This is a genomic window from Achromobacter pulmonis, from assembly GCF_021733725.1.
GTDB lineage: Bacteria > Pseudomonadota > Gammaproteobacteria > Burkholderiales > Burkholderiaceae_B > Achromobacter > Achromobacter pulmonis.
Map to the genome: position 1 here is coordinate 2,408,476 of NZ_JAIFOT010000001.1, position 26,378 is coordinate 2,434,853.

At 62.4% G+C, this 26,378-nt stretch carries 19 protein-coding genes, 1 tRNA gene and 2 pseudogenes; 5 read left to right on the plus strand and 17 right to left on the minus strand.

What is annotated here, in order from left to right; all coding sequences use genetic code 11:
• Nucleotides 1–2: 2 nt before the first annotated feature.
• The 6 genes from K2W61_RS11100 to K2W61_RS11125 form a co-directional block, all read right to left on the minus strand.
• Entirely contained in the window at nucleotides 3–821 is an 819-nt protein-coding gene (locus K2W61_RS11100) for an SDR family oxidoreductase (protein ID WP_236755608.1), read from the minus strand.
• A 32-nt stretch (nucleotides 822–853) separates the two neighbouring features.
• The gene (locus K2W61_RS11105; protein ID WP_175141222.1) at nucleotides 854–2,053 is read right to left on the minus strand and encodes an ABC transporter substrate-binding protein; all 1,200 of its coding nucleotides are present in this window, start codon (nucleotides 2,051–2,053) and stop codon (nucleotides 854–856) included.
• A 123-nt stretch (nucleotides 2,054–2,176) separates the two neighbouring features.
• Entirely contained in the window at nucleotides 2,177–3,112 is a 936-nt protein-coding gene (gene kce / locus K2W61_RS11110; protein ID WP_175132969.1) for a 3,5-dioxohexanoate:acetyl-CoA acetone transferase, read from the minus strand.
• 234 nt (nucleotides 3,113–3,346) lie between these two features.
• Nucleotides 3,347–3,628: a peptidylprolyl isomerase gene (locus K2W61_RS11115; RefSeq protein ID WP_006385706.1), complete on the minus strand. Its 282-nt coding sequence runs from the start codon at nucleotides 3,626–3,628 to the stop codon at nucleotides 3,347–3,349.
• A 109-nt stretch (nucleotides 3,629–3,737) separates the two neighbouring features.
• Nucleotides 3,738–5,879, minus strand: coding sequence for an ATP-dependent helicase (locus tag K2W61_RS11120; protein ID WP_236755610.1), 2,142 nt, complete (start codon nucleotides 5,877–5,879; stop codon nucleotides 3,738–3,740).
• Nucleotides 5,880–6,037: 158 nt separating this feature from the next.
• Complete coding sequence (locus tag K2W61_RS11125) at nucleotides 6,038–7,054, minus strand: amino acid ABC transporter substrate-binding protein (protein ID WP_236755611.1); 1,017 nt, start codon at nucleotides 7,052–7,054, stop codon at nucleotides 6,038–6,040.
• 279 nt (nucleotides 7,055–7,333) lie between these two features.
• Here K2W61_RS11125 and K2W61_RS11130 point away from each other — a divergent pair, with 279 nt between their 5' ends.
• On the plus strand, nucleotides 7,334–7,657 hold the full coding sequence (locus K2W61_RS11130) for a YXWGXW repeat-containing protein (RefSeq protein ID WP_175132967.1): 324 nt from the start codon (nucleotides 7,334–7,336) through the stop codon (nucleotides 7,655–7,657).
• Between the two features lie 435 nt (nucleotides 7,658–8,092).
• Here K2W61_RS11130 and K2W61_RS11135 read toward each other — a convergent pair whose 3' ends face one another.
• The 9 genes and pseudogenes from K2W61_RS11135 to K2W61_RS11170 all read right to left on the minus strand — a co-directional run bounded on the left by K2W61_RS11135 (nucleotide 8,093) and on the right by K2W61_RS11170 (nucleotide 16,705).
• Entirely contained in the window at nucleotides 8,093–8,686 is a 594-nt protein-coding gene (locus K2W61_RS11135) for a Cap15 family cyclic dinucleotide receptor domain-containing protein (protein WP_236755613.1), read from the minus strand.
• On the minus strand, nucleotides 8,686–9,153 hold the full coding sequence (locus tag K2W61_RS11140) for a hypothetical protein (RefSeq protein ID WP_236755614.1): 468 nt from the start codon (nucleotides 9,151–9,153) through the stop codon (nucleotides 8,686–8,688). Before K2W61_RS11140 ends, K2W61_RS11135 begins: the two co-directional genes overlap by 1 nt.
• 110 nt (nucleotides 9,154–9,263) lie before the next feature.
• On the minus strand, nucleotides 9,264–10,706 hold the full coding sequence (locus K2W61_RS11145) for a hypothetical protein (RefSeq protein ID WP_236755615.1): 1,443 nt from the start codon (nucleotides 10,704–10,706) through the stop codon (nucleotides 9,264–9,266).
• A gap of 106 nt (nucleotides 10,707–10,812) precedes the next feature.
• Nucleotides 10,813–11,023 (minus strand): annotated as a pseudogene (locus K2W61_RS27875) (antitoxin VbhA family protein).
• Between the two features lie 98 nt (nucleotides 11,024–11,121).
• Nucleotides 11,122–12,262: pseudogene (locus tag K2W61_RS11150) on the minus strand (IS3 family transposase).
• 133 nt (nucleotides 12,263–12,395) lie between these two features.
• Complete coding sequence (locus K2W61_RS11155; protein WP_236755616.1) at nucleotides 12,396–14,585, minus strand: DNA/RNA helicase domain-containing protein; 2,190 nt, start codon at nucleotides 14,583–14,585, stop codon at nucleotides 12,396–12,398.
• Complete coding sequence (locus K2W61_RS11160) at nucleotides 14,582–14,902, minus strand: nucleotide pyrophosphohydrolase (protein ID WP_175140316.1); 321 nt, start codon at nucleotides 14,900–14,902, stop codon at nucleotides 14,582–14,584. The genes K2W61_RS11155 and K2W61_RS11160 overlap by 4 nt, the downstream gene beginning before the upstream one ends.
• Before the next feature lie 206 nt (nucleotides 14,903–15,108).
• Nucleotides 15,109–15,193, minus strand: a tRNA-Leu gene (locus K2W61_RS11165).
• A gap of 120 nt (nucleotides 15,194–15,313) precedes the next feature.
• Nucleotides 15,314–16,705 (minus strand): uracil-xanthine permease family protein, encoded by a 1,392-nt coding sequence (locus tag K2W61_RS11170; RefSeq protein WP_175140317.1) that lies wholly within the window; start codon nucleotides 16,703–16,705, stop codon nucleotides 15,314–15,316.
• Nucleotides 16,706–16,876: 171 nt separating this feature from the next.
• On the opposite strand from K2W61_RS11170, the gene K2W61_RS11175 reads away from it, so the two are divergent.
• The 4 genes from K2W61_RS11175 to K2W61_RS11190 all read left to right on the plus strand — a co-directional run bounded on the left by K2W61_RS11175 (nucleotide 16,877) and on the right by K2W61_RS11190 (nucleotide 22,702).
• Nucleotides 16,877–18,262, plus strand: coding sequence for a DKNYY domain-containing protein (locus K2W61_RS11175; protein ID WP_236755617.1), 1,386 nt, complete (start codon nucleotides 16,877–16,879; stop codon nucleotides 18,260–18,262).
• A 182-nt stretch (nucleotides 18,263–18,444) separates the two neighbouring features.
• Nucleotides 18,445–20,334, plus strand: a complete 1,890-nt coding sequence (gene htpG, locus K2W61_RS11180) for a molecular chaperone HtpG (protein ID WP_175140319.1) — start codon at nucleotides 18,445–18,447, stop codon at nucleotides 20,332–20,334.
• A 68-nt stretch (nucleotides 20,335–20,402) separates the two neighbouring features.
• Nucleotides 20,403–21,302, plus strand: coding sequence for a HipA domain-containing protein (locus K2W61_RS11185; RefSeq protein WP_236755618.1), 900 nt, complete (start codon nucleotides 20,403–20,405; stop codon nucleotides 21,300–21,302).
• 200 nt (nucleotides 21,303–21,502) lie between these two features.
• Nucleotides 21,503–22,702 carry an MFS transporter gene (locus K2W61_RS11190; protein ID WP_236755620.1) on the plus strand — a complete coding sequence of 400 codons (1,200 nt, stop codon included), beginning with the start codon at nucleotides 21,503–21,505 and terminating at the stop codon, nucleotides 22,700–22,702.
• 3 nt (nucleotides 22,703–22,705) lie between these two features.
• On the opposite strand, the gene K2W61_RS11195 is transcribed toward K2W61_RS11190, so the two are convergent.
• Nucleotides 22,706–24,874, minus strand: a complete 2,169-nt coding sequence (locus K2W61_RS11195; RefSeq protein ID WP_175132962.1) for a TonB-dependent receptor — start codon at nucleotides 24,872–24,874, stop codon at nucleotides 22,706–22,708.
• A 40-nt stretch (nucleotides 24,875–24,914) separates the two neighbouring features.
• A complete protein-coding gene (locus K2W61_RS11200; protein WP_175140322.1) occupies nucleotides 24,915–26,375 on the minus strand; it encodes an ABC transporter permease subunit in 1,461 nt (486 codons plus the stop codon).
• Nucleotides 26,376–26,378 lie beyond the last annotated feature (3 nt).

A 26,378-nucleotide genomic window follows, 5' to 3' on the forward strand; every position in this document is an offset into this window, starting at 1 on the left:
CCTCAGTCGGCGGGCGGCTGCCACGGCAGCGATTGCAGGTCGCCGTCGATGCTGATGGCCTGGCCGCTGATCAGCGCGCCAAACGGGCTCGCCAGGAACAAGGCCATGTTGGCGATGTCCGCCGCGCGCACGAATTGCCCCAGGCTGACGCCGGCCAGCTCCAGCCGGGTTTCCTCGGCCACCGTCACCCCCATGTTGCGGGCGCGGGCCTCGATCACCCGGTCGATGCGCGGACCGGCCACCAGACCCGGCAGCAGCGCGTTGACGCGGATGCCATGGCCGCCCAGTTCCACCGCCAATGAGCGCGTCAGGCCGATCACGCCCCACTTGGTGGCGGCGTAGGGCGTGCGCATCGGCACGCCCATGCGGCCAGCGACCGAACTGATGTTGATGATGCTGCCGCCACCGGCCTGGCGCAGCGCCGGCAGCGCGTGGCGCACGGTGTGGAATTGCGCGGCCAGGTTGATGTCGAGCGTCGCGTCCAGCTCCTGCGGCGCAATCTCGCCAATGCCGGCCGTGGGCCCGGCGATGCCGGCGTTGTTCACCAGCACGTCCAGCCCGCCCAGGTGCGCCAGCGCTTCGCCCATATAGCGGTCGATTTGGTCGCGCCGGCTCACGTCCGCGCGCGACCAGGCATGCGGGCAGGCCGACAGGGCCTGCTCGTCCACGTCGCACACATGCACGCGCGCGCCGCGCGCCGCGAACGCGCCGGCGATGGCCGCGCCGATGCCGGCCGCGCCCGCGGTGACGATGACACGCTGGCCGGTCAGGTCCACGGGCAGGGCGCCGATGTCTGCCGGGATGGGATGCTTCACAGCCATGCTTGTTCCTTGTGGGACAGACCCGCGCGGGGTCAGGGCTTCATCAGGCGGCAGGTGGACTGGGCCGGCGAGGTGTAGATCTGGTCGCCTGGCGCGCGCGCCACCAGCTTGTAGTAGTCCCACGGGCCTTTCGACTCCGCCGGCGTTTTCACTTGCATCAGGAACATGTCGTGCACCATCAGGCCATCGGCGCGAATCCTGCCGTCCTTGACGAAGAAGTCGTTCACCGGATTGGCCTTGAGCCACTTCATCACCGTATCGCCATCGGTGCTGCCAGTGGCCGCAACCGCCTTCAGATAGGTGGTCGCGGCGGAGTAGTCGCCGGCCTGCAGCATGGACGGCTTCTTCTGCATGGTCTTCTCGAAGCGCGCGGCCCATTGGCGCGAGGCGTCGTCCTGGTCCCAGTACCAGGCCGTGGTCAGGTACATGCCTTGCGCCGCCGGCAGGCCGAGCGCGTGGATGTCGCTGATCAGCACCAGCAGGCCGGCGATCTTCATTTTGGGTGTCAGGCCGAACTCGGCGGCCGCCTTCACCGCGTTGCTGGTGTCGCTGGCGGAATTGGCCAGGCCCAGCACCGAGGCGCCCGAGGCTTGCGCCTGCAGGATGAACGAGGAGAAGTCGGCGGTGTTGAGCGGATGACGCACGCGTCCCTTCACGGTGCCGCCCTCGGCCTGCACCACGGCCGACGCATCGCGCTCCAGCGCCTGGCCGAAGGCGTGGTCCACCGTCAGGAAGAACCAGTCCTTGTTGCCCTCCTTGAGCATCGCGCGCGCCGTGCCGCGCGCCAGCGATACGGTGTCGTAGGCGTAGTGGACGGTATAGGGCGTGCATTGCGAATTGGTCAGCTCCGAAGCGCCCGCGCTCACCACGAAGAAGGGCGTCTTCTTTTCCTCGGCCACCTTGGCCATGGCCAGCGCGGCCGCCGAGTTGGCGCCGGCGATCAGCATGTTCACGCCTTTTTGGTCGAGCCATTCGCGCGCCCGCGCCGAGGCGATATCGGCGCGGTTCTGGTGATCGGCCACCAGCACCTCGACCTTCCTGCCCGCCACTTCGCCGCCCAGGTCGGCCACCGCCATCTTGATGGCCTCGGCGCCGCCCGGACCATCGGCGTCCGCCGACAGGCCCGACATGTCGGTGATGAAGCCGATACGGATCACGCCGTCATCGGCGCGGGCCGCGCCCGTCCAGCCCAGTACGGTGGCCAGCGCGGCTGCGCACAGTGTCTTTTTCATGGTGGTCTCCTCGATCCTGCGGATCTTGTGGTGTTCAAGTGCCCCGGTGGCGGGGATGCTGTCGCGCCGCCGCCGCGGCGCCTGGCCCCGGCGGGGGCGGCAGGCGCCACGGGACGGGCGTATTCAAAAGGCGACGGCGTGCCCGCCCTTCAGGCCTAGCGTGGCGCGCGCCTCGTCGGGCGTGGCGATGCGCAGCGACAGGTCTTCCAGGATGCGGCGGATGCGCCGCACCTGGTCGGCGTTGGAGCGCGCCAGTTCACCCGGCCCGTCCCACAGCGAATCCTCCAGCCCCACGCGCACGTTGCCGCCCAGCGTCGCCGCCAGGGTGGCCAGGGGCGTCTGCTTGCGTCCGGCCGCCAGCACCGACCAGACGTAGTCGGCGCCGAACAGGCGGTCGGCGGTGCGCTTCATCATCATCACGTCCTCGGGGTGCGTGCCGATGCCGCCACGGATGCCGAAGACGGACTGGATCAGGAAGGGCGGCTTGAGCAGTTGGCGGTCGACGAAGTGGGCGGCGGTGTACAGATGGCCGATGTCGTAGCACTCGATCTCAAAGCGCGTGCCGTTGTCGCCGCAGGACACCAGGATGTGCTCGATGTCCTTGAAGGTGTTCTTGAAGATCAGGTCGTTGCTGCTTTCGAGGTAAGGGCGCTCCCAGGGGTGCGTGAAGGTCTTGAACCGTTCCAGCAGTTCATACATGCCGAAATTCATCGACCCCATGTTCAGCGAAGCCACCTCGGGCTTGAAGCGCAGTGCCGGCGCCATGCGGTCGGCCAGCGGCAGCACCGGCGAGCCGCCCGTGGTGATGTTGATCACCACATCGCAGGCGGCCTTGATCCGCGGCAGGAACTGCGCGTATAGCGCCGGGTCCTGCGTTGGCTGGCCGGTTTCGGGCTGGCGCGCGTGCAGGTGCACGATGGCCGCGCCTGCCTCGGCCGCCTCGATGGCGGCGCGGGCGATCTCGTCCGGCGTGACCGGCAGGTGGGGCGACATCGACGGCGTGTGGACCGAGCCGGTGATGGCGCAGGTGATGATGACCTTGTTCCTGGATGGCTGCATGGGCCTGGCACCTCTTGGATGGTGGAGCCCGGCTGTCTCCCGCCGGGCGCAGGCCATTCTGTCGCACGCCACCGGCCGCTGTCACCTGAACAGAAATTATCAATTGATAGGGAATCCGGTGCTGCGGCGCAGCGGTGGCGGGCGTACGCCGCTCACGGCCAGCCGCCATGCCCTGAAAAAAAACCGCCGCCGGAAATTTCCGGCGGCGGCGTGGTCCTGCGTTGCGGCGGGGACTCAGTCCTTGCGGCTGGTCACTTCCACCAGGTGGTAGCCGAACTGGGTCTTGACCGGACCCTGGACTTCACCGACCGGGGCGCTGAACACCACGGTGTCGAATTCCTTGACCATCTGGCCGGGGCCGAAGGTGCCCAGGTTGCCGCCGTCGCGGCTGGACGGGCAGCTGGAGTTTTCCTTGGCCAGTTGCGCGAAGTCGGCGCCGTTCTCGATGGCGGTCTTCAGTTCGTTGGCCTTGGCTTCGGTCGAAACCAGGATGTGGCGGGCGGAGGCTTGTGCCATGTTGAGGCTCCTTGCGGGGAATGATTGGGGTGGGGAGAGTAACGCATTTGCGCCGACTCGCTACCGTGCCATCATAAACGCGCAGCGGAAATGCCGTGGAAGGGACGGATCACGGCTGCGCCAGCCAATTCTTGAACGGCTCCAGATCCAGGTGGCCCGGGACGTACCATACCTTTCTCGTGCGATCCCACTGAGCGCCCAAAGCCTTCACCACATCCCTATTGGCATACGCAACTTTCAGGTCCCGTTGGCCAACAGACGCGGTGGGCAGGGCCAGATTGCGGCGGACGGCGTTGTTGGCGCGGTTTTGCGTGCTGGTCAGCTGCATCTGGGCAATGAAAGGGCTGCGCTGCGCGGGGTCTTCCGTTGGAATCAGGGTGAGTCGCGATTTCGCGCGCGTTGCCGCGACGTAGAAGAGGTTTTCTTCTTCGGGGCGTGCGCGTAGCGGGTTGGGGAATTCGCCCTGGTCGAGAAAGGGCAGGATCACATGCTCGAATTCCTTGCCTTTGACGTTCGCCACGCAATCCAACAACACCATGTTCTTGCTGGGCCGCGCCCCAACGAACATCTCCGCGGCGCCAATCCAGGCTGAGAAGTCCGGCAGGTTCAGTTTCAGGTCACGTGCCGCCGCGATGAATCCCTTTACAGACTTGGTCACGACCGCGGCTTCGTACGGGTGAACGTAGAGCCGCCGCGCCAGTTTTTCCATGTCGACGAGTTCGCAGACGGCTTCGAATGCCGTATGTGCGGGGGCGCCGGACTCGAGGCCGCGCAGATGCATCACCGCGTTTTCGATACGCGTTCGAGCGGCGGGGTTTCCAACACGCTGGATCTGGCCTTTGAAGAAATACTCAAGTGTCGCCGGGTCCTTGGAGATCGTCGCTTTGGCCTCGTTGAGTTCGTCCGGCGTCAGGGGGACTTCGGCGAAAGTGGCCAACGCTTCCACAATGGCCGAGCGCGTGTCGGCCGACGCCACGTTATGAAAGTCGCCCAGCGCGATGGCAAGCATGCCGCGCAGGAAAAGAATTTCATCGCGCTGCAGATAACTTTTCATCGTCAACGTGCGATATTGCACTTGCGCCCGCATCAGCGCGTTTTCAACCTCGATGGACTGGTGATGGTCGCGCAACAGGATGCAGCAGCCATCCAGCGCCTTCCCATCGCTTTTCCACTGAAGGATGGCCTGCACGACCTGTTGCCCGCAAGCGCCCGGCACGGCGCCATAGGGCGCTTCGCGGATCTCGGTGTGCAGCGGCAGAGTCGAATCGACAATCTTGTTCTTGAACGCTTCCATGGCATATGCCAGATGCGGTCCGTGGCGGTATGTCATCGACAACGGGAAAGCGACGCAACCCGGGAAGCTGGCCGCGATTCGATACTGCAGGAACGAGCAGTCGGCTCCCAGATGCGAGTAAATGACCTGATCTTTGTCGCCGACTCCGACAAAGTAGGGCTTGTGAACGTTGAGCAGCGATTCAATGATGCAGAACGAGGCTTCATTGACATCGTGCAGCTCGTCGCAGACCACCAGCTTGAAGGCGGGAAGGGCCTCATGCATTTCTGGCGTTGCGCGCAGGGTGCACGCCAGATCATAGGTGGCGTCGAAAAAGCCGCGCGCCTCCACATAGCCGAAGGCATCTATACGCTGCCTTTCATATTCCACGGCCCACAGATAGTCGCCCAGCGGAATGCCCAGGCTTTCCGCCGCGGAGTCGGGGTCCGTGCCTGCCTCGTCGCGGGCCAGCGTCATGGTGGCCTTCAACCTGAGCAGATTCTCCAGGAACTGACTGATCGCCGTGTTGTGGGTGCTGATATCGAGCGCATCCGCCCTGTCTGGATTATTCGGCCCCACGTTCTCCAGCGCCGAAAGCGCAAAAGCCCTCTGCTCGCGGGCGGCGTGAAGGCTGACGGGCACATTGTCTTCGAGCCTGGACAGCACGGTCCGCGAAAATTCCTCGACCGTCTGCACGCGAACGCGCCTGGCCGTGTTGTACGCAATGCCGATGGCGGTCAGGCGAGTGTGCATCACCTGCTTGGCTTCATCGGTGAAAGTCAGCGCAAGGATATCTTCAGGCGCCATCCCCCTGCTGATGGCCTCGCCGATGCGCAGCGCGAGCGTGGTCGTCTTGGCCGCGCCCGCATTGGCGATGACAAGATTGATCCGATGGCGGGAAGCCTGGATATTTCTCTGTTCGTCGGTCGGGGTAAAACCCGTGGGCGTGAATTGAACGGAGATCGATGAAGTGGTCATGTACGTGGATGAGGGGGAGACAAAGCTGGCCGCGGTCATCAACGATACTACTTAAGGTGAAACGCAGGCGTTCTGCGGCTGACCTGCTATGTATTGCCGGTATGCCCCCAAAAAAAACGAGCGCAATGTGCGCTCGCTTTTTGATGCCAAGGCCGCCTTTACCGCAACGGCCACCCATACATCAACCCGCCATCCCGATATGACGCATTCAAGCCCCGCGTCAGCTTCATCGGGCTGGATTCCCCGAGGTTCTTTTCGAAGCTCTCGCCGTAATTGCCGATCTGCTTGATGATGTTGTAGGCCCACTTGTCATCCACGCCCGGGTTCTTGCCCATGCCGGGCGTCACGCCCAGGATGCGTTGGATGTTGGGATTGGTGCTCTTGAGCATCTCGTCCACGTTCTTGGACGTGATGCCGTATTCCTCGGCTTCCAGCATCGCGTTCAGCGACCAGCGCACCACGTTGAACCATTGCTCATCGCCCTGGCGCACCATGGGGCCCAGCGGCTCCTTGGAGAAATTCTCCGGCAGGATGTCGTACTGTGCCGGGTTCTCCAGATTGGTGCGGGCCGCGGCCAGCTGCGACTTGTCGCCGGTGAAGGCATCGCAACGGCCCACCGCGAAGGCGCGGATGATCTCGTCCAGGCGCTCGACCACCACGGGCTTGAAGGCAATGTTGTGTGAGCGGAACCAGTCGGACAGGTTCAGTTCGGAGGTGGTGCCGGGCTGCACGCAGACGGTGGCGCCGTCCAGCTCCTTGGCGCTCTTCACATTCAGGGCCTTGTTCACCATGATGCCCTGGCTGTCGTAGTAGTTCACGCCCACGCCGATCAGGCCCAGGGTGGTGTCCCGGGTCAGAGACAAGGTGGTGTTGCGCGGCAGCACGTCGACCTCGCCGGACTGCAGCGCGGTAAAGCGCTGCACCGCGCTGACGGCCATGATCTTGGCCTTGGAGGCATCGCCGAACATGGTCACGGCGATGGCGCGGCACAGGTCCACGTCCAGGCCCATCCAGCCGCCCTTGCTATCGTTGACCGAGAAGCCCGCCACGCCGGTGGACACGCCGCACTGCACGAAGCCCTTGTTCTTGACGCTGTCGAACGTCACGCCCGCGCTGGCGCCCCACGACGAAAAAAGGAGCGCGGCGCCTGCCGCGACGGTGGTCAGTGCTTTCATGGTGTCTCCGCGCAGGGGCGCAACGTATTGGTTTGGGTCCGCCGGTCGGCGGAAATGCGGCGAATGGTATCGGCCGGACCCCGGGGGGAGAATCGGGGAATTCCCCTTAAGTCCACTGGGCGGAATTTACGGGGCCATATCGGCCGGGTGGCCCCGCCGCACCAGATGAAATCCACTGAAACCGCCTACGCCCGGCGCGTAACGATTTCGACAATTCCTTCCGAGCACACTGGCCTCACCGCGTCCGCATCGGCGGACGCGACTGCGAGGAGATGCATCATGAAGAGTCTTGTCAAAGCCGCGATGACCGCGGGCACCGCGGCGATCCTGTCCCTGGGAGCGCTGGCGGCGCCCGGCGTGGCGCAGGCCGGCGTGGCCATCAGCATCAATGTCGCGCCGCCGCCTCCCCGCGTGGAAGTGGTGCCGCCGCCGCGCGCGGGTTACGTCTGGGCGCCAGGTCATTGGGAATGGATCGGCGGACGCCACGCCTGGGTCGGCGGCGTCTGGGTGCCGGCGCGGCCGGGTTACGTGTACCACCGGCCCGAGTGGCGTCATCGGCACGGGCATTGGGTGTATTACGCGGGGCGCTGGGGGCGTTATTGACGGCTTGCCAAGGGGGTGGGGCCGGGATCAGGTGAGGCCGGTCTGCCCGCGCAGCGGTGATATTCCGCGCTGATGGCGGCTGTTCCGTTTTTGGCCAAGGGAGTGACGCACGCATGGGGGGGCCGGAATCGAACCGGCACGCCTTGCGGCGGGGGATTTTGAGTCGGCGATTTACAGTGTTGCTACAGGGAAATGGGGCGAATTCTAGCGTAGGTTGAAATAGGTAAAACCAGTTTCAAATCAGTGGGTTAGCATATTTTAGCTAAATTGGTGAAGACTGGTCACTGTACCTGTACTGTACCGAAATTTCGGTACAGTAGCAGTCTTGAAAACGCTAGAGAGATCCGCCAAGCGATGTAGGTTACTAACGAAGGACTGCTCTCTTGTTCCTCACTCCTTCACGAACTAGCGCGAAAAATATAGCGATTATGTTAATCAATCCCGCCAAAGAACAAAGTGGCCCACGGTCTTTCTGCTGGTGAAGTAGTTTCCTCGCAAGCAATGACTCTGTGATGAATCGAATTTCAATATAGCCGCGCCTTCGTATGAATGACTGGCATGGGCGGTCATCTGCTTAGGTACTACTCGATAAACATAGTAAAGGAGAGGTCGTCCCGACTCCGGATCTTTCTTCGGCTTTGCCATCAAAGTTTCGGAGTCTGATCCATCTGACGCAACCTCCATACTAATGCGCAAAAAGTCCTGTCGGATAGTCGCTGTTGCACTGACATTTCCGTGCGCCTCGGAGCCAACCCAATGGATTTCCATACGCCAGCGTCCGTTAAGATCAGGGAAAAGAACAGTGTTGAGTTTTGGATACTTGGCCCACAGCCATTTCCATATGAAATGAACGCCCGCAAGTAAAGCAATATCTAAGGCCAGCGCTCCCGAGAAGGCAACCTTGAGTGCAATCCACAGTTCGACATCGGAGGCAAACGCCATATACACCATTAAACAAAGCACAACTAGCACTGCGTAGCCGATTGCGATGATAGATATGACTCGCAGGGGGGATATGAGGCTCAACATCAGATACTCTCGTAATGGACTTCACGCCCGGCCATAAAAATAGCGATTCCGAGTGACGATGTTGCAATGCCGCTGACTATCACGCCTGGTAGCGCCGAGCCGAATTGAGCCGCTAGGTATCTTCCTCCAAACTTCCTTGCCCATTGAATTTCGGCGTTCGGCAGGATAGGTGGCGAGAAATACTGAGCTACTGCAGTTAGCTTCCAATCGACAGATAGCAAATGAAAGCCATCATGAAATTCACTTTTGTTGGAAGCAATCAAAGCTAGCGATTGCTCGATGTCAGCGTTTACGGGGGGGGCTGCGTGCAATCGCAAAGGGAAAACTGGCAAACAAGCTTCTTGGCTATGGACTATAAGACCAATTCCTGAAAACTCCTCTCCCGCAAGTTTTTGTACTCGTCCAAGGGTTGCTCTCAAGCGTTCGATCATTGTTGTTCCGGGGCGATTTGTTACAAAATCTTCCATTTAATCAAGCTGGAGGAGGCAGCGCTAAGTCTACCGAGATTTATGCTGAATTTGCTAAACTCAACACCTGCGCTGAGTAAAGAGTTATTCCTTCGTCCAACCCGAAAGGATTATCGCTTGCTTGCTGATTTCTGAACGTTTCCGTCAATAAATACAATTTCAGAAGGGTTAAGACCTGCTTGTATCACGACAGAGCGGGCGTCGCTTAACTGTTTGATTCGCATGGGAGTGAGGTTCCCAATGTCAATCACAACGTAGTAGGCTCGAGTTGTGCCTTCAGCCGCTCGGTAGGCATCCAACTGTTTGGTGTAAGCATCCACAAGCTTCGAATTAGTCGAGCGTTTCAGCTCTAACAGCACTTTAGAATTTGCACCGTTGGACACTTTGAAGTCAACGGGGCCTGCGCCGCCGTCGGACTCCGGGGATATGTCAAGATTATTTGCGTCGCAATAAGATAATGCAACGGCATAAAAGAGCCGTTGCATGGCTTTTTCAAGGCGGGCATTTTCCTGCTTGTCATCCCACAATTCTTTCCAGAGTCCTCGGTCTTCTATTAGGCTCTTAAATTGGTTGATGATTGAGCATACGATCTCGTCCACTTCCGAAAGATTCAACGCTCTATTAGAAAATCGAACTAGATCGAGTGGTTGCGCCGTCGATATGTTTCTTCGAATATTGGCTGGGTAAATCTCGCCGCGATGATCGTTTTTTATGTCATAAGGTTCATCCGCGGCATAGCTAATTAGATCCAACAAAGTGTCGAATGTTTTTTTGCTCTGCAAGGCTCTGTTAAGAACATCATCCTTCTCTCGGCGGGTTCTTGCCTTCCAAATCTCACCAATTTGACTGTTTACCCGTTCACGTAATTCTTCGGTTTCTCGAGCTGCCGCACTAACCGAGCTCCAGTCAGAAGCGATTGGTAGGTCTCGAACAATGTCAGCAGGGACCAAAAGTATAGGTTCGCTGGGTTTTATAGGGTTTACCGGAAGTTCGTGCTTGCTTCCTTTGATATCAAACGTCTGCGTGTCTATCTTCATCTGAGTGCATACTGACGCCGTGAATCGAGCAAGGCACTCAATAATTATGTTGGTGGTCATATCGCTAATTCGATCTGCCCCAACCCCATCTTCAAATAATGCTAGGGCGACGAATAGGTTTGGATTAGTGACCCCAAGGCCGATGACTTCCTTCGCTGTGGTAAGCAGATTTTGAGCTAGCTTCTCACCGAAACCGGAGCCTCCTGTCCCTGAGGAATAACCGAGATGAGTGTAGCCAATCTCATGAAATGAAATTCTCTTTTTTGCAGCTCGCCATGCGATGTCATCGACTTCCTTCGACGCAGTGAGGAGTTCAATGAGTTGGATGAATCGAGCTTTGTATGCCGCACTTGCGCATTCGCGGAAGTCCTTATTTGCCGATTCGGCTAAAAGCAAGGGGTCAATAAAGAGGTTCGTGTCACAGTTAAGTGTCACATCTATGACGCCGATTTTCTTGACCACATCCTGATCAAGGTTCCACGCCATCGACAGCGTGATTGGTTCATTTGTAGCCATACGAATCCTCCCTGTGTTCAGTGCAACATATTCACCGGCGACAGCCTATCCTGCACTAGTCCCCAAATCCTAAATTTCTTCGTCATGACGAAGACTTTGGGAGCGTTCACGCGTCAGCAGCGCGGCTGCACAAACTCTTGCAGGCTTATCTGACCATCGACGAAACGCTGGACGTGGGCCTCATCTGCTTCACTGAGCGAGAAACTTTCTAGACCGACCGAGGCCCGCGCGTAGTTAACAGCCGATTGGCGTCGACCGCGTTCGGCATCTGATATGGTTTTGTGGGGCTGTAACCTGCATGTACCTTCGCCAGCCATGATGTCCCCTTGCCGTAGGTAACTCGATCTTACAAGAAGTATGGGTAATATGGTTTAGGTATGCGCAGCCACAGAGGTGGTGTGACCCTAACCCCGAATTAGTCCGGATCAGAATTAGAGATTTCCGGCTCATTGAGGTTGGTACTTTGGCCGCTGGCCAAGTGCTGGCGCGCGTATTCAGCAGGTGCCTGCCACTTCAGCGCGGAGTGGGGACGAACCTCGTTTAGTACGTCCGCCAGGCGTCGATTTTCTCCTTGGCGTCAGCAAATGACAAGAACCAGTGGCTGTTGAGGCATTCCTGACGGAAGCGGCCATTGAAGGATTCGCACTGCGCATTGTCCGTCGGCTTGCCGGGTCGGCTGAAGTCGATTTCCACGCCGTTTTCGTATGCCCATTTGTCCATGGCTTTTGAGATGAACTCGCTGCCGTTATCGGTTTTGATGACGCGCGGCAAGCCGCGCAGTGCGCATACGCGACCGAGCGTCGCCACCACATCGTCACCCCGCAGGTTTTGCCCAATGTCGATGGCCAGACACTCTCTGGTGTAATTGTCGACCAGAGTCAACGCACGCAGGCGGCGACCATCGAACAATTGGTCCATGACAAAGTCCATGCTCCAGATGTCATTGATGGCTTGCGCGACCGCTTTGGGTTGGCGACGTTGCGCCGACTTATTGCGCTTGAGGCGCTTGTGCCGCAACGACAAGCCTTGTTCTCGATACAAACGGTAGACCCGTTTGTGATTGTCTCGATAGCCTTCGCGGCGCAGCATCACGTGTACACGCCGGTATCCGTAGTGAACGCGCGTATGCGCTATCTCGTGGATTCGCATGACCAGCGCGCCACTGTCGCGTCGGCACGATTCGTAGCGATACAACGACCGGGAAATCATGACTGCGGCGCATGCCTTGGTCACGCCGACGCCGTAGCGCTTCATCAGATCATCCACGAGTACGCGGCGCCGCGAAGGCTTCAGAGCTTTTTTGCCAGAACGTCCTGCAACATAGCCTTGTCCAGCGACAAGTCCGCGACCAGGCGCTTGAGGCGATTGCACTCCTCTTCAAGCTGGCGAAGTCGTCGCAGCTCGGAGGGACCAAGCCCGCCGAATTTCTTCTTCCAGTTGTAGAAGGTGGCTTCGCTCACGCCCATCTTGCGGCAGACCTCGGGTACGGCCGTTCCCAGTTCGGCCTGCTTCAGCGCAAAGGCGATTTGCTCTTCGGTGTATTTCGACCTCTTCACGGCATGGCTCCTATTCCATATGGTGAAATCATGCCGGATTTCTCTAATTTAGATCGGTACTAAAAACTGGGTTAGGGTCACAGAAGCTATTTTCTCAAATACCCAGTGGTACGAGTTTCTCAGAGCAGGTCAACTAACCAATCACACCCAAAAATTCGCCCACCACGCGATAACGATGTTCGCTGTCTTCCATGCTGAGCTCAATTGGACGTAGCGCAGGATTAGTAGATCGCGGATTCAATAGGATCTTTTGATTTTCGACGCCGTCTTCGGTGCTCACCTTGAAGCTCTGATATTCCTTCACCGTGTATCGCGAACCAGCATCGCCGTCCTGCGTGTCGGCGCATTCCACCAGCACGATTTTTCCGTTCCGGCTGCCGCCCGGGTTCAAGCGGAACAGGCAGATGGAGCCGTTGGGGATGATCTTGTCCATGGATTCGCCGACTACATGGCAAGCAAAGATGTTCTTTCCCACGGGCATGCCATCGGGGACGGCTACCCAGTTTTCATGTTCGACTTGCTGGAGCGCGCTGAAACCGCCTGCCGCCGCTCGCAGGTCGTAGAGCGGGACTGCGTTGACATAAGGTTCCAGGAGGCGGTCAAACCTCGGAAAGGCGATGATGTTGGATCTATAGCTCTCCACATGCCGCTTCAGATATCGCCTCAAGCTGTCGTCGCACGCATAGAGAAACGTGCCGCGTATGCCACGCAACATGATGGTCCGATAAATGTTCAGGATGTACTGCTTGAGTGCATTCGGGTCTTCAATGGCCTGCTTTCCGTTCCGGTCATGATAGTTTTTCCGGTCAATGACGATCTGGCCTAGTTTCTCGTCATAGCGAATTTCGCGTCCGAAGATTACGCCGGTGTAGTTCAGGTCATAGCCCTGGGTGGTATGAATGCAACCGACCTCGCTTGCGGCGCCTTTCGCGTTGATCCAATCCAGCGTGGTGCTGTTCCAGCGCAGTTGCACGTCATCGATTTCGATGTCGTGCAGGTGGGGGGACTTCTTGGAAATCCAGGGCCAGGAGTAACCAGCCACCAGTCGCGCCAAACCGTAGCTGGAGTTTCTTTGCTCTATCTCCCTGACCATGTCTGAGAGTTTGTCAAAAACCAGAAATTCGTACTTGCTGGAACTGAACCTCTCATCCGCCGGAAGCCGAATATGCAGGAGATCATCGACAAATCGCACGTAGTGTTGCCCGGCACGTACCCGGAACTGGGACGCCAGCGTTATGACCGTACTGTCGGGCGAAGACTTTATCTTCTCGAAGTCGGACGCGTCGGCATCGGATGGTTTGATACTCTGGTTCGGGTCGTAGAAGAAGACTGCTTTATCCGACTGGCGCTTGACCCAGTCCACCTCGCTGCAGGTGTTCTTGTCCAATCCAAGAACTGCGCAAGCTGTGTCGAAGCTTCCGAAATAGGCACCCAGGTTGACGCGCTTGCGCAGTCGGTGTGACTCATCGACCAAGACAATGTCGTAACGTTTCTTCGTCAACTCGGACGGGCTGATGACCATATCAGGACGTAGGTCTGCCACGTTCCTGAATGCCTTCTTCAGCGTGCTCCTGAACGAGCTCATGGGTACGACAAGGGCCATGCGGGGGGTTGGATGCGATTTCTTGATCTGTCGCAGCAGATCCCGCACTTCCTGCTCTTCCTCGGAAAACTCGCGCAGATCCAGCTCTTCAAGGTTGGAATGAATGAGCTTGAAAAGGAATATCGCTAATACCGACTTTCCGGTTCCGGCGCCGCCTTGGACCACAATGTGTTGGAGACTTGGGTCTACAAGCGATCGCATTATCTCGATCAGACCCTGTTGTTGATCTGCCGACAGCGATTTGTACGGCGAGTATTTAAAAACATCGGAATTGTCGATGGCCTCGATTGACCTTTGGGCGATTCCTTGCTCGCGCAGTCTGTCCCAGGTTTGGCGGAATATCCTGGAATAGAGTTCATCCCTCTGATAGTAGTTGTGGTCGCTCAGGCCGAGGTTGCCGTTCAACATGCTGAAACGACCGTCGGCTGACATGTACTTAATGAGGGAAGACTCTATATCGAGAGTCGCTGACTTGTTGAAGCGTTCACTGCTGACGAGGTGTACCGTCGTCAATGATTTTTTCTGAGGATGTTTGAGATGCGTGCCCAGGCGGGCCAGCGTGTCTGTCGTCTCACCGACATAGGCGCAACGCGTTGTTCCATCGCTGAGGATATAAACAAGCGGCCAACAATTCGCTGCGTATGCGTTGGTCTCGATTTCGGTCAGCGTTTCTGCGGAGAACCGATAGCGGTTCACTTCGACGAGGTGCGGCTGGGTCATAGCTCGTTGTATTTCTTCGCGGTTCCCTTTGCCTTGTGGACGGGGTACTTCTGTTCGTTCTTTTCGATTTTTTCCAGAACGATCTTCTTTATATCGAAGTCATACGCGTCTGACAGCAGCAGCGCATAAGCCAAGACGTCGGCAAGCTCTTCTTTCACTTTTTCCCGATCGGCGGCTTCCGGGGGTTTCCATAGGAAAACCTCCAGCAGTTCGCTGGCCTCGATGCTGAGAGCCAGGGCCAGGTCTTTAGGGTTGTGGAACTGTTGCCAGTTGCGCTCGTCGCGGAACTGGCGCAACCGCTGAATGACTTCTTCCATTTCTTGTCTTTGCGGACGTGAGAGCGTTGGAATGCATGATAGACCGCTTGGCGTTCCGTTGCACTTTGGGCCTATTTCGAAATGCCGCGCGCGCTGGCTGCCCTTGGCCTGGGCATCGCATCCGTCTATCTTTTTGGGGAATTCCCGTTACAGGGAATAAGGCAAGGAACCGTACGCGATGCTGTGAACAACGGCGATTCTAGAGATGGTGCCCGGGGCCGGAATCGAACCGGCACGCCTTGCGGCGGGGGATTTTGAGTCCCCTGCGTCTACCAATTTCACCACCCGGGCAGGCTGGTCGCGGAACCGTCCAGGTGACGGTCGCGGGTAAAGCGAAGACCGCGATTATATGCGGTCTGGGAAAAATTGTCAGGCAAGGGGCCGGCGCCCGTGGACGCCGGCCCGGCCGGCCTACTTCTTTTCCGGCAGGAACCAGTTCATTACCAGCGCGCAGATGCCGCCGGTGGCCACGCCCGATTCCAGGACGCTTTTCACCGCGTGCGGCAGGTGCGACAGGATCTCGGGGACCTGCGACACGCCCAGGCCCAGGGCCAGCGACACGGCGATGATCAGCAGGGCGCGGCGGTCCAAGTGGATGCCGGCCAGGATGTTGATGCCGGAGGCGGCCACGGCGCCGAACATGACCATGGCGGCGCCGCCCAGCACGGGTTCGGGCACGGCCTGCAGCACGCCGGCAACGGCGGGGAACAGGCCCAGCAGGATCAGCATGCCGGCGATCCACACACCGACGTGGCGGCTGGCGATGCCGGTCAGCTGGATGACGCCGTTGTTCTGGGCGAAGACCGAGCTGGGGAAGGTGTTGAAGACGCCCGCCAGCAGCGAGTTGGCGCCGTTGACCAGCACGCCGCCCTTGATGCGCTGCATCCACAGCGGGCCTTCGACCGGCTGCTTGGACACCTTGCTGGTGGCGGTGACGTCGCCGATGGCTTCCAGCGAGGTGACCAGGTAGATGATCAGCATCGGCACGAACAGCGCCCACGAGAAGCCCAGGCCGAAGTGCAGCGGCATCGGCAGCTGGAACAGCGCGGCTTCGCGCGCGCCGGTGAAGTCCAGGCGGCCCATGTAGGCGGCGGCAATGTAGCCGACGGCCAGCGCCAGCACCAGCGCGGTGCTGCGGATCCACACCACCGGCACGCGGTTCAGCAGGATGATGGTGCCGAGCACCAGGCCCGACAGTGTCAGGTTCTCGGCGCTGGCGAAGGTGCCGTTGGCCATGGCGCCGAAGCCGCCGCCCATGCTGATCAGGCCTACCTTGATCAGGGTCAGGCCGATCAGCAGCACCACGATGCCGGTGACCAGCGGCGTGATCAGGCGCTTGACGAAGGGCAGGATGCGGCTGATGCCCATTTCGACGAAGGAGCCGGCGATGACGACGCCGAAGATCGCGGCCATCACGGCTTCGACCGGCGTGCCTTGCTTGACCATGACCGAGCCGCCGGCGATCAGCGGGCCGACGAAGTTGAAGCTGGTGCCCTGCACGATCAGCAGGCCCGCGCCCAGCGGGCCGAAGCGCTTGCATTGCACGTAGGTGGCGATGCCGGAGATGACCAGCGACATGGACACGATCAGGGTGGTGTCGCGGCTGCTCACGCCCAGGGCCTGGCAGATCAGCAGGCCAGGGGTGACGATGGGCACCAGGATGGCCAGCAGGTGCTGCAGGGCGGCGACGAAGGCGACGGGGGGCGCGGGGCGGTCGTCGGGGCCGTAGACCAGGTCGTGGCGGGGGGCGTCGTCGGCGGGCGCGCCGTGGGCGGCGGGTGGGGTCAGGGAGGCGGGTTGCATGGCGGCAGGGTCGGCCGGGGGCGGGAGAGGAAAGTGCGGGATTTTAGCGGGGAAGGTCCCCGGGTGCAGCGCGTCCGCCGCAGGGCTGCCCTGGGGGGCTTGATAGAATTCTGGTCCGTCAACCAGGGGCCGCCGGCCTGGGAATCGATGCAGAAGCGCACCAGAGGGATCGTGATCTTACTGGTCTTGTTGGCCGTCATCCTGCCGCTGGGCCTGCTGTCGTGGCTGATCGCCGGCGGCGACGATTTCACCGCCATCGACCATGGCGAGTCCTATGGCAGCAGCATCTACAAACGCTACCAGGGCGAGGTCTATGCGGCCGTGCCCAGCAATGGTTATTACCGGATGCGCGATGCGGATCCGGCGGCGTTCGAAACCTTCGACACGGGCCGCTATGACGGCCGGCAGGCGGCGCGCGATGGGCGCCACGTGTATTGCGGCAATCGGGTGCTGCCGGGGATGCGGCCCGCATCGACGCGCTACCTGGGGAACAGCTATTTCAGCGACGGCGCGGTGACGTATTTCTGCGATTTTGCCTCCGAGCGCAATGGCGAGCTGGGCAAGATGGACGAGCTCTGGCAGACGATCCTGTACCGCGCCGGCAAGGGCGACAAGCCGCAGACCTACCTGTACCCGTTCCTGGCCCTGCCGGCCAGCGCGCAGCCCTACCGGCCGCTGCTCGATCGGCAACTGGCCACCGACGGCGCACGCGTGTTCTACGAAGGCCGCGAAATGCCGCAGGCGGATCCGGCGCGGCTGCGCCGCATCGCCGCGATCCAGCGGGGCGAGGCGCGGCCGGGCGAGAATTTCTTCGGCGATGGCCGCCGGGTCTATTACCGGGAGACGTTGCTGCCGCTATCGGACGATCCGGCGCTGTATACCTTTACGGTCGGCAACCTCCATCGCCAACCTTATCTGCATGACCCGCGCGACGGCATGGTGTACCTGGGCGCGCTGGCGTTCGACCGCGCGCATGCGCCGTACCGGCTGCTGAGCGAGGCGGGCCGTCACATGCTGCATGCGCTGTTCGCCGGCAAGGACGGCATCTATTTCTACAACAGCGAGAAGCGCGTGGTGGAGCGGGCCGGCGACGATCCGTTCGCGGCGGGCGGCTTCACGGCGTTGTCGCCGTATGTGTTCTGGGACGGCCGCCAGCTGCTGTTTCTCAAGGGCAAGGCCGTGTGGAACCGCTCGCGCACCGGCGGGCGCCTGATTTCCCGTTCCACGCTGATCCTGCGCATGAAGGACGCGCCAGCGGGCCAGTGGACCCGACTGGGCGGTGTCTACCACGGCTTCGGGTCGGTCTGGCGCAACGGCGACGCGCTCTATTATCTCGACGAGCTGGGCCCGGACCAGCTGATCCCCAGCGCGATCTATCGCATCCTGGATCCAATGGCGGCGGATTTCCTGCTGCGCTCGCGGCAGACGCGGCAGATCAAGACGGACGACATTCGCAATCTGGTGCGCAGCGGGAAGCTGGCGGCGCCCGAGTCCGACGAGGTGCTGGAGGCCAAAACGCGTTACCGGCGCGGCGTGCTGTCGTTTTTTCTGGACTGATGCCGGGGGCGGCCGGCCAGATCGTGGGGCGGGCCGGGCAGCCTGGTCGGCCGCTGCATTTTCCGGTCTTGAAATATTTCACATGGCCCCCATCACAATAGGGTTTCCCGGAGACCGCCTGGGCCATGCGCCCCGCTATCCGGCTTCCTTTTGTCCCTAATTTTCCGACTTTTCATACAACGATGAGCCAGACCGCCACGTCCGAAACCCTGGGATTCCAGGCCGAGGTGAAGCAACTGCTGCACCTGATGATCCATTCGCTGTACAGCAACAAGGAAATCTTCCTGCGCGAGCTGGTGTCGAACGCATCGGACGCCTGCGACAAACTGCGCTTCGAAGCCATCGACAATCCGGCGCTGCTGGAAGGCGATGGCGAGCTGGCCATCACCGTCAGCTACGACAAGGACGCGCGCACCATCACGATTTCCGACAACGGCATCGGCCTGTCGCGCGACGAAGCCGTGGCCAACCTGGGCACCATCGCCCGGTCCGGCACGCGCGAGTTCTTCTCGCAGCTGACGGGCGACAAGCAAAAGGACGCGCAGCTGATCGGCCAGTTCGGCGTGGGTTTCTATTCGTCGTTCATCGTGGCCGACAAGGTCACCGTGGTCAGCCGCCGCGCCGGCGCCGCCGACGCCATCCGCTGGGAGTCCGACGGCCAGGGTGAATTCACCATCGCCGCCGCCGACAAGGCCACGCGCGGCACCGACGTCACGCTGCACCTGCGCGCCGACGAAGACGAACTGCTCAACGGCTGGAAGCTGCGCGAGATCCTGCGCCGCTATTCCGACCACATCTCGCTGCCGATCCGCATGGCCAAGGAAGAGTGGGATTCGGAGAAGAGCGAGCAGGTCAAGAAGGACGAGCTCGAAACCGTCAACCAGGCCAACGCGCTGTGGGCCCGCAACAAGGCCGACGTCACCGAAGAACAGTACCGCGAGTTCTACAAGACGGTGTCGCACGACTACGACGACCCGCTCGCCTGGACCCACAACCGCGTCGAAGGCCGCAGCGAATACACGCAGCTGCTGTACGTGCCCAAGCACGCGCCGATGGACCTGTGGGACCGCGACGGCCGCCGTGGCGTCAAGCTGTACGTCAAGCGCGTCTTCATCATGGACGATGCCGACCAGTTGCTGCCGTCGTACCTGCGCTTCGTGCGCGGCGTGATCGATTCGGCCGACCTGCCGCTGAACGTCTCGCGCGAAATCCTGCAGGAAAGCCGCGACGTGCGCGCCATCCGCGAAGGTTCGGCCAAGCGCATCCTGTCGCTGCTGGAAGACCTGGCCGAGAACAAGCCGGAAGACTACGCCACGTTCTGGTCGGAATTCGGCCAGGTGCTCAAGGAAGGCGCGGGCGAAGACCACGTCAACCTGGAACGCATCGCCAAGCTGATGCGCTTTGCCTCGACCCACACCGGCGACCAGGCCCAGACCGTGTCGTTCGCCGACTACGTGGCGCGCATGAAGGAAGGCCAGGACAAGATCTACTACGTCACGGCCGATACCTTCGCCGCCGCCAGCAACAGCCCGCACCTGGAGATCTTCCGCAAGAAGGGCATCGAGGTGCTGCTGCTGTCCGACCGCGTCGACGAATGGATGCTGTCGTACCTGCGCGAGTTCGATGGCAAGTCGCTGGTGTCGGTGGCCAAGGGCGGCCTCGACCTGGCCGAGCTGGCCGACGAGGAAGAAAAGAAGCACCAGGCCGAAGTGGCCGAGGACTTCAAGCCGCTGGTCGAGCGCCTGCAGAAGACCCTGGAAGACCAGGTCAAGGAAGTGCGCGTGACGCTGCGCCTGGTGGATTCGCCGGCGTGCGTGGTGGTGGGCCAGAACGAACTCAGCCCGCACCTGCTGCGCATGCTGAAGGCGGCCGGCCAGGAAGCGCCCAACGTCAAGCCGGTGCTGGAAATCAATCCGGAACACCCGCTGCTGGCGCGCATCCGCGCCGCCGACGACGGCGAGTTCGACCAGTGGGCGCGCCTGCTGCTCGATCAGGCCCTGCTGGCCGAAGGCGCGCAGATCGCCGACCCGGCAGCGTTCGTCAAGCGCTTGAACGCGCTGCTGCTGAAGTAAGCGGTTGGCGTGACAGGTGAAAGGGCGCCCGCGAGGGCGCCTTTTTCATTGGAGAGGGCGGGATCGCCGTGCGCTTGTTGGATCCGGCGCAACCGGCCCTGGTCGCTGAAAACGCCGACGGGGCGCGTATTTCACTGGCGGGCGCGCAGGACAAGCTGCTGCTGATGGTCATGCCGGATGGCTCGCCGGCCTGGCCGGAGGGCGCCGCGCCCTCCACGCACATCCTCAAGCCGGACATGCGCGGTTTTGATGGCGTCTGGTCATCGGCGCTCAATGAAACCCTGGTGATGCAATTGGCGGCGCGCCTGGGGCTCGGCGTGGCCGAGGCAAGCCTGCAACCGGATACCCGCGCGTGCCTGGTCACCCGCTACGATCGCGCGGCGGACGGCGCGGGGGGCCTGCTGCGCCAGCATCAACTCGATCTGTGCCAACTGGCAGGCAAGCCCTCGGACGTGAAATACGAAGCCGATGGCGGGCCGTCGCTGGCGCATTGCTGCGAACTGCTCGGGGGCATGGGCGTCAACGCGGCGGACCTCAAGCGGTTCCTGCTGTGGGTGCTTTTCAACCTTTGCGTTGGCAACAACGATAGCCATGCAAAGAACCTGTCCGTGCTGCAAACACCAGATGGCCAGTACCGCCTGGCGCCGTTCTATAACCTGATGTGTACCGCGCTGTATCCCGGCCTGGCCCGCAATTTCGCGTTTGCCGTGGGTGGCGAGTCCAGGCCGGGCCACATCGGCCGCGGGCATCTGGATGCGATGGCCCGGGAACTGGGCTTCAGCCCCCGCTATGTGGCCGGCGTGGCGCAGGCGTTGGTGACGGAATTGCCGTCGGCGCTGGAAACGGTACAGGCCGACCTGGCGCGGCAGGCCACGGCAAGAACGGAAAGCACGCTGATCGAGCGTCTGGTCCCGTGGATTCGGGCCAATATTCGCAAGCTCGCCAAACGCTGGGAATTGCCGGGCTGATCCGGTCCGCTCCCCGGAACCCCCCCCTCATATCATTCATGACTCCAGGTCAAAAGTCTTTCGCCGTTTAGTCGCTTTTTCCGCAAGGGTATACCCGTCATACTGGCCGCCTGTCTTCCGATCAGACCCGCCCCACGCTGCGGCCTTCGCCGCGACGCTTCCGGTTTTCCCTGGTCGGCGCACCCAACCAAGGAACCCGTATGTCTACCCATGAAACCCCGCCGGTGAAAGCCGGCCTGCCATTGCTGGCATTGGCCGTTGGCGCCTTTGGCATCGGCGTCACCGAATTCTCTCCCATGGGCCTGCTGCCCGTGATCGCCGACGGCGTGGGGGTGTCCATCCCCAGCGCCGGCATGCTGATCAGCGCCTACGCCATCGGCGTGATGCTCGGCGCGCCGCTGATGACGCTGGCGCTGTCGCGCTGGTCGCGCCGCAAGGCGCTGATCATGCTGATGGCGATCTTCACGCTGGGCAACCTGCTGTCGGCGCTGTCGCCCAACTACACCACGCTGCTGCTGGCGCGGCTGGTGACCAGCCTGAACCATGGCGCCTTCTTCGGCCTGGGGTCGCTGGTGGCCGCCAGCGTGGTGCCGCGCCACAGGCAGGCCAGCGCGGTGGCGACGATGTTCCTGGGGCTGACGATCGCCAACGTCGGCGGCGTGCCGGCGGCTACCTGGCTGGGTCAGGTGATCGGCTGGCGCATGTCGTTCGCCGCGACCTCGGTGCTGGGGCTGGTGGCGATGCTGTCGTTGTGGCTCGCGCTGCCGGCGGGCGAGGCGGGCCGGCGTCCGGACATCCGTCATGAACTGGCGGTGCTCAAGACGCCGGTGGTGCTGGTGGCCCTGTTGACCACGGTGCTGGGCGCGGGGGCGATGTTCACGCTGTACACCTATGTGGCCCCGACGCTGGCCGAGTTGACCGGCGCGTCGCCCCACTTCGTGACGGCGATGCTGGTGCTGATCGGTATTGGCTTCACCATCGGCAATACCGCCGGCGGCCGCTTCGCCGACCGCTCACTCGACGGCAGCCTGATCGCCTTCCTGGTGCTGGTGATCGCCGACCTGCTGGCGTTCCCGTGGCTGGCCCAGACCCCGGCGGGCGCGGCGATCGGGCTGCTGATCTTCGGCTTCGGCACCTTTGCCGTGGTGCCGCCGCTGCAGATGCGGGTGATGCGCGCCGCCACCGACGCGCCTGGCCTGGCGTCGTCGGTGAACGTGGGCGCCTTCAACCTGGGCAATGCGGTGGGCGCGGCGGCCGGCGGCGGGGTGATCTCGGCCGGCCTGGGGTATGCCGCGGTGCCGGTGGCGGGCGCGGTCATTGCCGCCGCCGGGCTGGCGCTGGTGCTGTGGCAGCGCGCCGCCAACCAGCGCCAGCGCAAGTTGGCGGTGCAGGGCTGCTGAGCCTCAGAACTCGAAGGTCGCGCCCAGTTCGTAGGTGCGCCCCGGCGCCAGCAGCACCTGGCTGGTGGCGCGGCCGCCGTAGTAGGCGTAGAGCTTGTCGGTCAGGTTGCGCACGCGGAAGGTGATCAGCGCCGGACGGATGCGATAGCTGATCGCCGCGTCCACCGTGGTGTGGCTGTTGATGCGGATCTGATTGGCGTTGTCGGTGTAGATCTTGCCGGTGTGATTCAGGCCGACGAAGACGTCCATCGGCACGTCCTTCAGGCGATAGGTGGCGTACAGGTTGGCGATGCGCTCGGGCACGTTGGGCGGGGTGTTGCCCACGCGCGAGGTGCCGTCGCCCTCGGTCAGCGAATCGAAGCGCGCATTCAGCGCGGCGATATTGCCCGACAGCGTCAGTTGCGGCGTGACGCGCCAGGCCGCCGACAATTCCACCCCGCGCGACGATTGGCGGCCGTTGTTGACCGTCACGCGCGGGTCGTTGGCGTCGCGCGTCAGCATGTTCTCCAGCTTGATGTGATAGACCGCCGCGGTCCATTCCACGTCGCCCAGGCTCTGCTTGAAACCGGCTTCCCATTGCTCGCCCTTGGCCAGCGGGAACGAGGCACTGGCCTGCGACAGCAGGAACAGCGTCCCCACCGGCAGGGTGGCGTTGGTGTACTGGGCGTATACCGACGACGACGGCGTCACGTCGTACACCGTGCCCAGCCGCGCGGAGTTGGCGCTGTAGCGGGTGCCGAAAGTGTTGCGGGTGCCGGCGTTCAGGTCGGTGACGCCGCGTTCGACGCGCATGCGGTCGTAGCGGTAGCCGCCCACCACGGTCCAGCGCTCGGTCAGCTTGAGCGAATCCTCCAGGAACAGCGCGGCGCCGCGCACGTCGGTGGTGTAGTCGGTGCGGTTGCCGGGGCCGCTCATCAGCGCCGGGTCATCGTTGAAATAGCCCACGTCCGGGTTCCACAGCGACACGCGCAGCGCGTCGGCGGTGCTGGCCGACCGGTTGGAGAAGCGCCGCTCGCTGTCCAGCGTGGTCTTGCTGAGTTCGCCGCCGATCACGAACTTGTTCGACAGGCCGCCGATGACGCCGTCATGGCTGGCGTCGAAGCGGTCGATGAAATAGCGCTGGTGGTGCGTGATGAGGGTCTGGTCGCGGTCGATCGACGCGGGGGCGCTGTAGGTGGCCGATTCCGAGTTCTTCCACAGCCGGTCGACCTTGTTCATCGCGAATTCGTTGCGCAGCGTCCACGACGGCGTCAACCGGTGCGTGACGCGCGCCCGCAGCCAATAGGATTCGGCCTCGTTGCGGTCGTCCAGCACGTTGTAGTTCTTGCCGGCCAGGGCGCGGTCCAGCACGCGGCCATCGGGCGTGCTGACCACGCCGGTGGGGTCCTTGGCCAGGCTGCGCGGGACCAGCGGCGTGCCCCAGTAGGCGTGGCCGGTGTCGCGCGAGTAGTCGAACGACAGGTCCAGGCGGGTGGCGGGCGCGATGTCGAAGGCGATGCCGGTGGTCAGGTGGTCGAGCTTGTTGCTGTTGCGGTCGATGGTGCCGACGCGGGTGTCGTTGTGGCTGTAGTCGATGCGGTAGGCGCCGGTCTCGCCGAAGTTGTCGCCCAGGCCGATGCCGGTGCGCGTGCTGCCGTAGCTGCCATACGAGAACATCGCTTCGCGCGACGGGTTGTTCCGGTCGGGGCGCTTGGTCTGGAAGTTGACGATGCCGCCGATGGCGCTGTCGCCCTGCAGGACCGAGGCGGGGCCCTTCAGGACTTCGATGCGCTCGTAGTTCCAGGTGTCTTCGACCCGGTTGGTCGAGCCGGCGCCGGACATGCGCAGGCCGTCGTACAGGTACAGGATGTCGGTGAAGCCGCGCGAAGACAGCGTGGTGGGCGAGGACGGCGGGCCGCCGCCGGCCAGGCCGGTGGCGCCGCGCAGCGCCTCGCTGAGGGTGCTGGCGCCGCGCTCGCGCATGGCCTGCTGCGAGACGATCTCGACCGAGGCGGGCGTTTCGCGCAGGGTCAGGCCCAGCCGCGAGGCGCTGCTGCTGCGGCTGTCCAGGTGCAGGCTCTCGGCGTCGCCGGCGGCTTCCACGCGGATAGCGGGCAGTTCGGCCTCCTGGGCCTGGACGTTGGGCACGGCGGTGCAGGCCGCGAGGGCGGCGGTGGATACGACTCTTCTCATGACGCTTTCCCGAAACTCGATGGGGGTGAAAAATCTGTTTCTAGACCACGCGGTAGCGGCGCAGGCGCCAGCCGGCCAGGGCCAGCAGCAGCGCGGCCGGCGCCAGCAGTTGCATCAGGGCGCGCAGGGCCCGGGCGCGCACGGCGGCGGGGTCTTCCTCTTGCCAGTGAAAGACCGGCATGGCGGCGAAGTCGGCGGGCGTGATGGCGCGGCTGGCCTCGATGCGGGGCAGGAAGAAGTCCTTCCAGGCGCGGTGATAGGCATCGATCTGCCGCATGAAATGGGCGTGGCGGCGTTGGCCGGTGCCGGCCAGCGCGGTGATGCCTTCGTACGCGACCGCCGCCGGCGACAGCACGCTGTAGCGTGCCACCAGCGCCTGCTGGCGCGCCATCTGCGCGTCGAAGCGTGCCAGTTCCGGCTGCATCGCCGCGTCCACCTGCCGCTCGACGCGGGCATGGCCCAGCGGGCGGCCGGTGATTTCCAGGCGGCCCTCGCGGGGAATCAGGGCGTCGGGCTTGTCCATGTGGCCGTAGTCGGTCGACAGCAACGCGGCGTTGTCGCGCATCGCCAGCGCCGTGGCCACGCGGGTGCGCGTGGCCAGTTCGGCGCGCGACGGCGCCGGGCTGGCGTAGGCCGCCACCAGGTTGAGCAGCACCGGCACCACCAGCACCAGCAGCACCCAGCCGACCATCAGGATCATGGCGTTGGCGGCCGACGACTTGCCGAAGGCGTTGACGGCCACCACCGCCGCGAACCAGAACAGCGCGTAGGCGCCGACCAGCAGCGCCCACCACAGCGTGGCGCTGGCGGCCTGCAGCGCCTGGGGGCGGGCCAGCAGCAAGGCGGCCACCGGCAGCAGCACCGCCGCGCCCAGCAGCACCACCGCGCGCAGCGCGATCTTGCCGCTGATCAGGGTTGCCAGCGCCAGCGGTTGCGACAGCAGCAGGCGCAGCGTGCCGTCTTCCTTTTCGCCGGACAGCAGGTTGTGCCCGAGCGCGAAGATCAGCAGCGGCAGCAGGTAGATCACCACGAACGCCAGATCGAAATGCCCGCTGAGCAGGTGCCAGGGATTCTCGATGTCGTTGTTGTGGATGAAGTTGACCTTGCTGTCGTAGGTCACCTTGAATTGCGACGGGAACAGGTCGGTCTGGCCCAGCGCCACTGGCGCCAGCGGCACGCTGGGCATGAGGGCGTAGTGCGCGCCCAGGCCGCCGCCCATGTTGGCGGGGCTGGCGGGATTGCCGAACGGCGTCGGGGTTTCGCTGCCGTCCATGATGCGTTGCAGCTGCGCCAGCTGGCTGGCGCGGTTCTGCGCGTCAGCGTGCGCCAGCGCGGCCTGGGCCTGGTCGCGCAATGCGGTTTGCAACAGTCCGTTGAAGACGGCGTAGCCCACCAGCAGCAGGAACAGCAGGCCGCATAGCCACAGCGCGCGTTCGCGCGTCAACAGGCGGAGTTCATGCCGCAGGACCATCCCGAAGCGGCTCAATTGCGTATCGTGCACCGG